Genomic DNA, 11698 nt, shown 5'->3' with positions numbered 1-11698 from the left:
ACTCACGTGCGTGGTTCATGCACGACGCGCTTGATACGCGCGAGCTGTGGGCAGGCTATTTTTTCTACCGCATGACCTATTTTGGCAACGACAACAGCCGCGCGCTGTCGCCTGTGGTGGTGGCCGGGCGGGTGCTGGGTATTGCGATGATCGCCGGCGCGACGGCATACGGCATCAAGCGCAAAGGTGCAGTGGGTGGGCTCGGTGGATTGGCAGCTGGAATCGGTGGCGCGACTATTGGTTATCAGGTCATCGACAAGGCGCGCGGTGTTGTGGTGCCGTTCCTGCCCGATGCCGAGAAAGTGCTGCAGCCCACCACGCATATCGGCCAGGTAGCGGGCGAATTGAAGCAACAGATTGTCCAGGATGACTTGAAGCAGCGCATTGAGCAGACCAGCGCCATGTTGCGAGCGGCGGGCAGCCTTTTCGAACCTGGAAGGGGGGTAGCCTGATGTTGCCAATCGTGCGTATTGGGGATCCGTTGCGTCCCTTTGGCGGTGAGGTGCTGGAAGGGCACTACGAGGCGTTTGGCAAAGCGGTGGCCTGTGTGGGTGACCAAGCTCGCTGCACGCTACATGGTTTGACGCGCATTGCCGAAGGCGCCTCAGGTTCAACTATCGACGGTAAACCGGTGGCTTTGGATGGGCACCGTTGCGCCTGTGGCTGTCAGGTGGTGAGCACGTTGGCCACTGCGTTTATGGTTGTGGCGCCGTGAGCGCCCCACCGCAATATCCTGAGGCAATCGAACCGAGGGAACCCCGGTTGCGCCGCTGGTGGGGTGCTTTGCTGTTGTTGGTGAGCTTGCAGTCGGCTGTCTTGCTGACGCTAGTGCCGAATGAACAGCCGCGCTTGGAACTGTGGTTGTGGAGTGCTGTATTGCCCTTGTGTTGGGCTCTGGCCTTGGCGCTTCGTTTTCTGACGTGGCAGGTCGGCATGTTCGGCCACGCCACGTATCGCCGCGCGCAAGATGTTGCGACACAACATTGGTGGCAGTGGCGGTGCCTGCGTTTGCCTGTGGCAGAGGTGTTGCTATTGGGGCCCGCGGGAGATGAGCAAACCCATTACAGACGCCTGATGGTCGACGCTCCCCCGCCCGAGCCATTGATCCCCGTCGGCGCCACGCAACCCATGTTGCGCTGCCCATTGTCATTGAGCGAGACCAATGCACGTGGCTCAGCGCTGGCCCGCCACCTGGCTCGTCAATGCCTGGCACACCCAGCCCTTGGTGACTGTTGGCCGCAATTACGCGCCGTCGCTTGGGCAGGAGATGCCTGTAGCTACAAGGCGTTCATGCAAACGCTGGCCCATGGTGGGGTGAAAACAATCGCCGAGACCTTCTTGCCCATGCGTGACTTGGCCGATCTGGATGACTTGTTTGACGCCTTTCATCGCGAGTACCGCAACGAACTCGACTGGATGTTGTGTGCCGGCGTGGTGTCGGTCGAGAGCGCTGAGGGGACTGAACAGCCCGGTGAAGCGGCTTTTTTGTGGCGTATCAGCCGCCAGGGGCAACAGGCGTTGCATCGTGGTGAGTACCTGATGAAAGAGGCGGCCGAGTTGCCGTCAGCACTCTGCGCCCGGCTACAGCAAAGCGCAGGGCTGGAGACGCCGCCAACGTGTTTGTCGCTGGACAAGGCCAGCCAAGAGACTTTTGTGGAGGCTGGTTGGTTGGCAACTGAACACCAGTTGGCCGGGCAATGGGGTGTACTGGCCAACCTTGCACCCTTTATCGGCATGTCCCTCGCGTTGTTAGAGGCGGGTGAGTCAGGGCAGGCATGTGGCTGGCTCAGTCAGGATGGAAACAAACGATTGGCTATTGGAATGGCGGTGCCTTATGGCGACAGTTAACGATGAGCTTAAGCCCAGACTGTTGGGTGCGGTGTGGGTCTACCTGTTGGTGGCAATGCTGCTGGTGATGCTGGGGTGTCTGTTGTACGGGTTATGGGGCGAGTATTTTGGCTGGCCACGATTGTCGGTCAAGCAATTGATCCTGTGGGGCGTCGGCCTATGGCTGGCATTGTGTTGGCTCTGCCCGCTGATTTTGCTGGGCTGGGACGTTCTGGCTGTGCGTCGTGTTCAGCGAGTCATTGAGGCAATCACACCCGTAAAGACCTCGTTACCCAGCCTTGGAACCCCATCGGCAGATCAACAATGGTCGCGTAAGCTCCATCGCCATTTGCGCAAGCACTACGGGTTCCTCTGGTATCGCAAGGTGCGCCTGTTCCTGATAGTGGGCGATCCGGCACAGATCGCAGCCGTTGCTCCTGGCCTTAGCCTGGAAGATTGGCTTGAAGGGGAAAATACCGTGTTGCTGTGGGCTGGTAGCCCTGAAAATCCATGGGGCGAGTCCTTGGTTGCAGAGTGGCGGTGGCTGTCCCGCAGGTGTGCGCTGGAGGGCGTGGTCTGGGTTGTGAGCAAGGAGCAATGCACGGATGCGGCGGTTATGGGCACCGGCAGTCGCCACTTACAGACCCTGGCCAGTGCCCTACGCCGGCACCTCCCCCTACACCTCTGGCAAATCACCACCCCCCCATTTCCCCAACCTACCCTCAATCGCCAACCCATCGGCTGCCTCCTCCCGCCACGCCTCACCCCCGAGGTATTGGCAAGCAGCCTGGAAAACCTACTCGACCCGCTGCGTAGCGCCGGCCTGGCACAGATGCAGGACGACTCTCATCATGACTTCCTCCTCCGCCTGTCCCGTGACCTGCAGGCCGAAGGCGTTGCCCGTTGGCGCCAGGCCCTGACCCCGTTGCTGGGCGTATTTTCCCGGGGCGTGCCGTTGCGCGGCCTCTGGTTCAGCCCGCCGTTGCCGCCTACCGAGAGTGCTCTCGAGATGGATAAGGCCTGGCAAGGCGTTTTCAACGACAAACCCGTCAAACGCCGACTAGGCTGGGGTACCTACCGAATCGCCTACACCCTGACCCTATCCCTGACCCTACTGTGGACCGCCGGCCTGCTCCTATCCTTCACCCAGAACCGCACGCAGATCACCCGCGCACAAACCGTTCTCCACACCCTGCAAAGCACTCCCCAGGGCGACGCCCAACTGCTAGCCCTCAACAATCTGGTCCACGAACTAGCCCGCCTGGACTACCGCACCACCCACGGCACGCCGTGGCACCAACGTTTCGGCCTCGATCAAAATCAACCACTGCTGGAAACCCTCTGGCCCCATTACGTCGAAGCCAACAACCGCCTGATCCGCGATCCCTTGGCCGCCACCCTGCACCAGCAACTCACTGCGCTGCTCAAACCGGCACCGGACAAAAAGGATGCCTACGCCCAACTCAAGGCCTACCTGATGATGGCGCGCCCCGAAAAAACCGACGCCGCACTCCTGCTCAAAACCCTCGACGAACTTGCACCCGTACGCCCAGGCACACCACCCAGCCTGCGCCAGTTCTATGTCGAGCACCTGCCCGCCAACCCATCCTGGCGCATCCCGCTCGACTCGCGCCTGGTCGCGCAAGTCCGGCAGCTTTTGCTGCTCCAGTTGGGCCAACGCAATGCCGAGGCGAGCCTCTACCAGCAAGTCCTCGATGATGCAGCCCATCACTATCCCGCCCTGGGTCTGCACCAATTGGTGGGCGACACCGATGCCTTCGCGCTGTTCGCCACCGACGCCAGCGTGCCCGGCGTCTTTACCCGCCAGGCCTGGGAAGGGCAGGTGCGCGATGCCATCGACAGGGTCGCCGAGGCGCGGCGTGAGGAGATCGACTGGGTACTCAGTGACAACCCCGCTGGCCTCGACTCCCGGCTGAGCCCGGTGCAACTGCGCGAGCGTCTTACGGAGCGGTACTTCGAGGATTACGCCAGTGCCTGGCTGGACATGCTCAACAGCCTGCGCTGGCAGGCGGCGGGCAGCCTTGATGAGGTGATCGACCAGTTGACGCTGATGAGCGATGTGCGCCAGTCGCCGCTGATTGCGCTGATGAACACCCTCGCTTACCAGGGGCAGGCGGGCGCGCGAACCCAGGCGTTGGCTGACTCATTGGTGAAATCCGCGCAAAAGCTGATCGGGCAGAATGCGGTCCCGCTGATCGAACCACCCCCCGATAGCCTTGGCAGCCCGCTGGACGCAACCTTCGGCCCGCTCCTGGCACTGCTCGACAAGCGCAACGATGACGGGTTGAGCCTGCAAACCTTCCTCACCCGCGTGACCCGGGTACGCCTGAAACTGCAACAAATCAGCACCGCACCCGACCCACTGGAAATGACCCAGACGTTGGCACAAAGGGTATTTCAAGGACGCAGCATCGACCTCACCGACACCCAGTCCTACGGCAGCCTGCTGGCCGCCAGCCTTGGCGCCGAGTGGGGCGGCGTGGCGCAAACCTTGTTTGTGCAGCCGCTTGAGCAAGCCTGGCAGCGCGTGCTGCAACCCTCGGCTGCGGGGCTTAACAGCCAGTGGCAACGCTCCATCGTCAATCATTGGGACAGCGCTTTTGCCAGCCGCTATCCGTTTGCGGCCACCGCCAGCGACGCCTCCTTGCCCATGCTGGGGCAGATGATCCGCGCGGATTCCGGGCGCATCGAACAGTTCTTGCAGCAGCAATTGAGCGGCGTATTACGCAAAGAGGGCAATCGCTGGCTGGCCGATCCGCGCCACAGCCAGGGCCTGCGTTTCAACCCGCAGTTCCTCAGTGCGATCAACCAACTCAGCGATCTGGCCGACGTGCTCTACACCGACGGCGGCATGGGCCTGCGCTTTGAGTTGCAAGGCAAACCGGTGCGGGATGTGGTGCAAACTCGCTTCATCCTCAATGGCGAGACACATGATTATTTCAACCAAAAGGAAAGCTGGCAGCGCTTCAACTGGCCGGGGCGCGGTGATTATCCCGGCGCCAGCCTGAGCTGGACCAGCGTGCATACCGGCGAACGGTTGTTCGGTGATTACCCCGGCACCTGGGGCCTGCTGCGGCTGTTGGAAAAAGCCCAGGTCACGCCGCTGGACGATGCCGACAGCCGCTACCGCGTGGTGCTCAAGGCGCCGGATGGCTTGAATCTGGTCTGGCATCTGCGCACCGAATTGGAGGCAGGGCCGTTGGCATTGCTCAAATTGCGAGGGTTCACATTGCCCCGGCAGATCTTTCTCGGCGAGCAAGGGATGGACACGCCTTACGCGCAAAACGGGAGCGTGCCATGAGCCTGCGCACCCTGATCGATCGCTGCCTGGGTGAGCGTGACGCGTTGTCCGTCGCCCAGGCGGAGGCGGGCGATTGGCAACCCTGGTTGTTGCCGATCAACGCTGACTGCGCCGTTGGCGAAGACCCGGCCTATAACGACGACTTCCAACACATGCGCGAAGAGGTCAACAAGCTCTCGGGGGCGGATGCCGAACAGGTCGCCGAGTTGGCGCAGAACTTGTTGCTCCACCATTGCAAGGACTTGCGCGTGGCCACGTACTACTTGTGGGCGCGCTTGCAGCAGGACGGCGAAGCCGGGCTGGCCGACGGTCTGTGTCTGCTGGCGGCGCTGGTGGAACGCTTCGGCGCCGAGGTGTTGCCCGCGCGCGCCAACAGCCGCAAGTTGGCACTGGAATGGCTAGCCAGCGCCAAGGTGCTGGACACGCTGTTGCTGTACCCGGAAGTGGTCAAGGCCGAGGCCAGCCGTACCGCTGCGGCGCTGGCCTGGCTGGAACGGGGCGTGAGTGCGTGGCCGCAGGCGCAGCGGCCGGTGCTGGGTCCGCTCTATGCCGCGCTGAGCGCCCGGCTCGCGCAGTCCGGTGGCATGGACGCACTGGTGCCGCAGAACAGCGCCAGCCCGGCGGCGCCCGTGCCCATGATCCGGTCCGGCCGTGACCTGCTGGACAGTGGCCGCGCCTTGGCCGCCTACCTGCGCGAACAACCCCAGGGCTGGCTGGCCGCCCACCGCCTGATGAAAAGCCTGCGCTGGGACACGGTGCATCAAGCGCCCCCACAAGAAGTCAGTGGCAACACCCGCCTGGCGCCGCCGCGAGCGGACTATCGCGCCCAGCTCAAGCGCTTGTACCTGCAACAGGGCTGGAGCGAGCTGCTCGATCAAGTCGAGCGGATCTTCGCCGAGGGCGTGAACCATTTCTGGCTCGATCTGCAATGGTATCTGTACCAGGCCCTGAGCCGGCAACCGCCGCCCCAGGATGGCTGGGCGGAGATTGCCAAGCGTGACCTGGGCATGTTTCTTGAGCGCTTGCCGGGGTTGGAAGACCTGCGCTGGAGCGACGCCAGCCCATTCGCCGATGAGACCACCCGCGAGTGGATCGCCCAGCACGTCTGCGGCAATCGCCCCCAGGCCTGGCTTCCGGTTGCGCCCGTCGCGCCTACGACGGACGCCGCCGACATCCTCGCCCTGGAAAGCGAAGCACTGGCCCAGGCCGACAGCGATGGCGTGGACCAGGCCCTGGCCTGGCTGGCGGCGCGTCCAGGCATCAACACCGGGCGCCAGCGCTGGCTGCTGCGCCTGTTGATGGCGCGTGTCGCCGAGCAGCATGGCAAGGGCGACCTGGCCATCCACCTGCTGGGCGAACTGGATGCCACCGCGCAACGCCAGGCCTTGGCCGAGTGGGAGCCCGAGCTGCATTTCGAGGTCAAGGCACGGCTGCTCAAACTGCTGCGCATCAAAGCCCAGCGCAACGACGCCGACAAACCCAGCCTGGCCCGCAGGATGGAGGCCTTGCTGGCGGCGCTGGTGGTCATCGACCCCGTGCGCGCCGCCGTGCTGTGTGGCTGAACGTCAACAATCAGGAGGATAGCGATGGACATGGACAATCTGACACTGCGCTACTTCGACGCCGAAATGCGCTACCTGCGCGAGGCGGGCAAGGAGTTCGCCGACGCGTTTCCCGACCGCGCGGCGCAGCTCAACCTGGATCGGCCGGGCGCGCAGGACCCTTATGTAGAGCGCCTGTTCGAAGGCTTCGCGTTCTTGATGGGGCGCCTGCGAGAAAAGCTCGACGACGATCTGCCGGAACTGACCGAAGGCCTGGTCAGCCTGTTATGGCCGCATTACCTGCGCACGATTCCGTCACTGTCGGTGATCGAACTGGTGCCCGAACTGGAACAGATGAAGCGCAGCGAATCCATCGCCCAGGGCTTTGAAGTGCTGTCGCAACCGATTGGGCCAAAACGGACCCGTTGTCGTTACACCACCACCCAGGACCTGACCCTGCGGCCGCTGGCCCTGACGGCAGTAGGGCGCGGCTACGACGCCGACGGTCGCTCACGCCTGCGCCTGCGGTTTGCGTGTGGGCCGCAAAGCGATTGGAGCCAGATCGACCTGAGCCGCCTGCCGTTGTACCTCAACGCCGACGCGCCGCTGGCCAGCGCGCTGCATCAGGCGCTGACCCTCAATGTCCAGGGTTTGTATGTGCGTTGGCCGGGCGAGGCCGAACGTCAACCGCTGGCCGGGCATTTCAGCCCCAAGGGGTTTGCCGATGAGGACCGCCTGTGGCCCAAGGGTGATAGCGCCTTCAGCGGTTACCAGTTGTTGTTGGAGTACTTCGCCTTTCGCGAGAAATTCATGTTCGTGACCCTGTGCGGGCTGGAGCAATTGCAGATCGCCCCGGGCATGGCCTGGTTCGAGCTGGAAGTGGTGTTGCGCGAGCCCTGGCCGGCCACGTTCGAGCTGAACAGCGAACATATCCGCCTGCACGCCGTGCCGGTGATCAATCTGTTTGCGTTGGAGGCGGACCCGCTGACCCTGGCGCCGCTGCAAACCGACTACCTGCTGCGTCCCATGCGGGTCCAGGACGGCCACACGGAAATCTATTCGGTGGATCGGGTCACCGTCTCGGAAAACGCCGAGCGCGAGGACTACGTGCCGTTCACCAGCTTTCGGCACAAGGGCGGCATGTTGCGCGACGAAGCGCCCGAGCGGTATTTCCATGCGCGGCTCAAGCGCGCGCCCAATGGCCTGCACGACACCTGGCTGATCCTCGGCGGCGAGGGCTTCGACAAGGACCGGTTGCTGGCCCACAAAAGCCTGTCGTTACGTCTCACCGGCACCCACGGCCAACTGCCCCGCAAGGCCCTGCAAAGCACCTTGCTCGACACCCTGGTGCAATCCACCCAAAACGGCGTGCGCGTGCGCAACCTGTGTGCGCCGACCATGCCCTGCTACCCGCCGAACCGCGACCGTTTCCACTGGCGGGTGCTCAGCCATCTGGGGTCGAACTTCCTGCCGATGCTCGATAACGCCGAAGTGCTGCGCGGCACGCTGGCGCTCTACGACTGGACGGGCAGCGAACTGAATCGACGGCGTTTGGCGGCGATTGCCGAGGTCCGCCATCACCTGGTGCAGCGCTTTGAAAAGGGCTTCCTGCTGCGCGGCGTGGATATTGAAATTGTCCTGGATGCCACCGGCTTTTCAGGGGAGGGCGATATCAGCCTGTTTGGCGAGATGCTCAACCGCTTTTTTGCGCTCTATGCGGATGTGCACCTGTACACCCAGCTCACGCTGGTCCTGCAACCTACCGGAAAGTGCCTGCGATGGAACGAGAACCACAATCAGCGTATTCCCGGCTGACCGCCAGCGGTTTGCTGCAGGTGCTGCGCGGGCCGGTGGCCGAAGCCAGCCTTTACCGGTTTTGCCAGTTGCTGGAGCAGGCCTTGCCCGGCCATCCGCCCCTGGGCAGTACCGCGCATCCGGGCGATGACGCGGTGCGCTTTCGGCCCGACCCCGGCATGGGCTTCCCCGGCGGCGAGTTGCGGGCGATCGAAACGGATGCCGAACGCCCGGCCACGGTGCGCACCCGCCTGCTTGGCTTGTACGGGGTGGATTCACCTCTGCCGGGCACCTATCTGGATGACATTGCCCAACGCCGTGAAGGACATGAGGCGCTGGAAGCTTTCCTGGATATGTTCAACCATCGGATCTTCACGCAGTTCTATCGGATCTGGCGCAAGTACTCTTACCCGGCCACCTTTGAGCCGGGTGGCGTTGACGCGACTTCACAGTGCCTGTTGGGGCTTATCGGCCTGGGCATCCCCGGCACCGCCGAACAGATCGGCACGCCGCTCTCGCGTTTTCTCGCCTTGCTCAGCGTGATGCGCCTGCCCACGCGCAATGCCGAAGGCATCAGCGCGTTGGTCAAGTTGTTGGCCCCCAACACCCGGGTGCAAGTCACCGCACATTGGCCCCAGGACATCGTGCTGGCGCAGCCCGCAAGTCTTTGCCCGCAGCGTCCGGTGGGCCTGACCCAGCAAGCGCCCCTCGGCCGTGTCGGCCGCGATGCCAACAGCCAGTTGCGGCTGGTGCTCTATGCCACAGACCCGCAGGAAGCGCGTGACTGGTTGCCGGCGGGCCCGTTGCACAAGGATCTGCTGGTGCTGCTGCGCGTCTACCTCGGCTGGCGTTGTACGGCAAAGCTGCAACTGACCTTGCCGCTGCGCAGCTTGCCGGTCCCGGTGCTGGGACACGCGCCGATCCGCCTGGGCATGACCGCTGTGCTGGGCCTGGGCGCCGATGCCTGGCAAGCGCCAGAGCAGCAGCGCCTGATCATCAACCTGGGCCGCTACCAGGGCCTGTCGACAAACCCCTGCAACCGGGAGACTCAGCATGTCGCGTACTCTTTTTAGACTGATGATGCTTGCGCTGCCCCTCGGTGGCTGTGGCCTGGCCCAGACCGTGGCCGACGGCACGGCCGCCACCACCCAGGCGATTTTCTACAAGCAGGTGAAAACCCTGCACCTGGATTTCAGTGCCCGCACGGCTCTGAACACCGATGCCGGTGACATGAATGCCTTGTCGGTGCCGACCATGGTGCGGGTGTACCAATTGCGCGATGCCAGCGCCGTGGCGCAGGCGACCTACGACCGCTGGCTGGACGATGACGCGCAACTGCTGGCTGGCGCGTTGCTGGACAAACGCACGGTGGTGGTGAGGCCTGAAGCGGGTGCGCCGCTGAGTGTGCCCATGGACAAAGAGGCGCAGTTCGTCACGGTGGTCGCGCTGTTCCGCAGCCCGGATACCCGCACGAACAGCTGGCGTCTGACACTGGCCCGCGCCGACCTCGACCCTGATCGGCCACGGGTGATCGAGCTGGCGGATAACCGCTTGACCCTGCGCCCCTTGACGAAGGACTGACCTATGGGCGAATCCAACCCTTCGCTGTACGAGTTGTTGTTGCAGAATTTCGCCGGTGAGTTGCCCCTGCATCACGTCAGCGAGGCCGACCAGTACAGCCTGTCCGTCTTGGACAACCTGCAGCGCATCCTCAACAGCCGCGCGGGTGCGCTCAGCCATTTGCCCGATTACGGCTTGCCGGACATGGGCCTGATCCTGCAAGGCTTGCCCGCCACGGCCCACAGTCTGATGGGGGTCATGCACGACACCTTGCTCAAGTACGAACCGCGCCTGGAGGCGCTCGCCATCGAGCTGCTGCCCCAGGTGCTGCCGGGGCATCTTGAATACGCGCTGGCGCTGCAATTGAAAGACGGGCAGCACGTGAGTATCGGCACCACCCTGGCGCCAGCGGGCAAAGTCACGCTAAACCGACAAGGACGGTCGAATGACGGCACTGTTTGAAATGCATATCCAGGTCGGTGGCGACCCACGCCACTGCGCTGAGTTCACGGCGTTGCACAGCGAGATGGCGAAGCTCGGCCATCCTGCGCGGCCTGATGTGGACTGGGCAAAAGTCGAGCAAGGCTGCCTGGCGCTGTTCAAGGCACATGGCGTAGAGCTCAATAGCGCCTGCTACTACACCCTGGCGCGCGGCCAGCGCTACGGGCCCGAGGGCGTCCGCCAAGGCGTGGTCTTGATCACGGCACTGAGCGGTGAATGGTCACGGGTTTGGCCGCCGATGGCCTCGGTGCGCGTGGGGCTGCTGGAATGGCTGTTCGAGCATCTGCACCTGCTGTTGCGCAGCCACGCGGTGACGTCGCCAAGTGTTGCCGTGCTGGTGCAACTGGACGCCGAACTGGCGCATTTGCAGGCGTGCTTGTCTCCTCAGCTCAGTGCGCCGTTGGTGAAACTGGCGGCGCTGCGGCAGCACATCAGCCAGATAGGCCAACGCTTGGAGCAACCGGCCATTCCAGGCGAAATACCCTTGGCGCCGGTGGTGGTTCTGCCACCGCCCACCCACACCACGCGCACATCGCGTCGGGGTTTGTGGCTGTGCTCGGGCGCGTTCGTCATCGCGATGGGGGCTGCATGGCAGCTATGGCGCATGCCGGCGCAGACTGAAACTCCGCAGCCCGAACCGATCCGGCTGGACAGCCTGGCGCTGTTCGAAGGCGGCAGCGCAACCCTGAAACCGGGCTCGACCAAGCTCCTGGTCAACGCCTTGGTGGGCATCAAGGCCCGTCCCGGCTGGTTGATCGTCATTGCCGGGCATACCGATGGGAGCGGTGCGCTGGAGCACAACCTGGCCCTGTCCCACGCCCGCGCCACCGCCGTGCGGGACTGGATGCAACGCATGGGCGACCTCGCCGACAGCTGCTTTGCCGTGCAAGGCTTGGCCGCGAGCCAACCGATTGCAAGCAATCAAACCGAGGCCGGGCGCGCGGCCAATCGGCGTGTGGATATCCAGCTGGTGCCGCAGCTGGGGGCGTGCGAATAACCTCAGAACTGCACCGATTTCCCCTTGTCCCCGCTTCCCATGTCACCTCCGTCCCGCCAAATCCCTTAGTTTTTCACCCCTACCGGAAGCCCTTTCAGGCGTCCGGCTGCGTCCGCATTTTTTACCGATACCCCGAACCAAGCGGCAGCTGAAAAC

10 protein-coding genes are annotated in these 11698 nt (G+C 63.7%); all 10 read left to right on the top strand.

Annotation, left to right across the window (positions count from 1 at the left end; translation table 11 throughout):
* On the top strand, window positions 1-452 hold a 452-nt coding region (locus ACU688_RS25095; protein WP_448186796.1), incomplete at its 5' end, for a T6SS phospholipase effector Tle1-like catalytic domain-containing protein.
* On the top strand, window positions 452-715 hold the full coding sequence (locus ACU688_RS25090; protein WP_448186795.1) for a PAAR domain-containing protein: 264 nt from the start codon (window positions 452-454) through the stop codon (window positions 713-715). The genes ACU688_RS25095 and ACU688_RS25090, both read left to right, overlap by 1 nt.
* Window positions 716-855: 140 nt before the next feature.
* Window positions 856-1848: a hypothetical protein gene (locus tag ACU688_RS25085; protein ID WP_448186805.1), complete on the top strand. Its 993-nt coding sequence runs from the start codon at window positions 856-858 to the stop codon at window positions 1846-1848.
* A gap of 67 nt (window positions 1849-1915) precedes the next feature.
* Window positions 1916-5149, top strand: a complete 3234-nt coding sequence (locus ACU688_RS25080; RefSeq protein ID WP_448186804.1) for an ImcF-related family protein — start codon at window positions 1916-1918, stop codon at window positions 5147-5149.
* The gene (gene tssA, locus ACU688_RS25075; RefSeq protein ID WP_448186794.1) at window positions 5146-6711 is read left to right on the top strand and encodes a type VI secretion system protein TssA; all 1566 of its coding nucleotides are present in this window, start codon (window positions 5146-5148) and stop codon (window positions 6709-6711) included. Before ACU688_RS25080 ends, tssA begins: the two co-directional genes overlap by 4 nt.
* 24 nt (window positions 6712-6735) lie before the next feature.
* Complete coding sequence (tssF, locus tag ACU688_RS25070; RefSeq protein WP_448186793.1) at window positions 6736-8505, top strand: type VI secretion system baseplate subunit TssF; 1770 nt, start codon at window positions 6736-6738, stop codon at window positions 8503-8505.
* A complete protein-coding gene (gene tssG, locus ACU688_RS25065) occupies window positions 8469-9557 on the top strand; it encodes a type VI secretion system baseplate subunit TssG (protein ID WP_448186792.1) in 1089 nt (362 codons plus the stop codon). The genes tssF and tssG overlap by 37 nt, the downstream gene beginning before the upstream one ends.
* On the top strand, window positions 9538-10065 hold the full coding sequence (tssJ, locus tag ACU688_RS25060) for a type VI secretion system lipoprotein TssJ (RefSeq protein WP_448186791.1): 528 nt from the start codon (window positions 9538-9540) through the stop codon (window positions 10063-10065). The genes tssG and tssJ overlap by 20 nt, the downstream gene beginning before the upstream one ends.
* Window positions 10066-10068: 3 nt before the next feature.
* Entirely contained in the window at window positions 10069-10506 is a 438-nt protein-coding gene (tssE, locus tag ACU688_RS25055; protein ID WP_448186790.1) for a type VI secretion system baseplate subunit TssE, read from the top strand.
* On the top strand, window positions 10490-11542 hold the full coding sequence (locus ACU688_RS25050; RefSeq protein ID WP_448186789.1) for an OmpA family protein: 1053 nt from the start codon (window positions 10490-10492) through the stop codon (window positions 11540-11542). Before tssE ends, ACU688_RS25050 begins: the two co-directional genes overlap by 17 nt.
* The last annotated feature ends 156 nt before the right edge of the window (window positions 11543-11698 follow it).

This window comes from Pseudomonas acericola (SeqCode) (assembly GCF_053456465.1).
Note: the sequence above shows the minus strand (reverse complement) of the source record. Positions and strands in the feature narration are given on the sequence as shown.

Bases quoted from the DNA above. Each gene is read 5' to 3' on its own strand.
- tssF (WP_448186793.1), top strand. From the start codon at position 6,736: ATGGACATGGACAATCTGACACTGCGCTACTTCGACGCCGAAATGCGC.
- tssJ (WP_448186791.1), top strand. From the start codon at position 9,538: ATGTCGCGTACTCTTTTTAGACTGATGATGCTTGCGCTGCCCCTCGGT.
- ACU688_RS25080 (WP_448186804.1), top strand. From the start codon at position 1,916: ATGCTGGGGTGTCTGTTGTACGGGTTATGGGGCGAGTATTTTGGCTGG.
- ACU688_RS25050 (WP_448186789.1), top strand. From the start codon at position 10,490: ATGACGGCACTGTTTGAAATGCATATCCAGGTCGGTGGCGACCCACGC.
- tssE (WP_448186790.1), top strand. From the start codon at position 10,069: ATGGGCGAATCCAACCCTTCGCTGTACGAGTTGTTGTTGCAGAATTTC.
- tssG (WP_448186792.1), top strand. From the start codon at position 8,469: ATGGAACGAGAACCACAATCAGCGTATTCCCGGCTGACCGCCAGCGGT.
- ACU688_RS25090 (WP_448186795.1), top strand. From the start codon at position 452: ATGTTGCCAATCGTGCGTATTGGGGATCCGTTGCGTCCCTTTGGCGGT.
- tssA (WP_448186794.1), top strand. From the start codon at position 5,146: ATGAGCCTGCGCACCCTGATCGATCGCTGCCTGGGTGAGCGTGACGCG.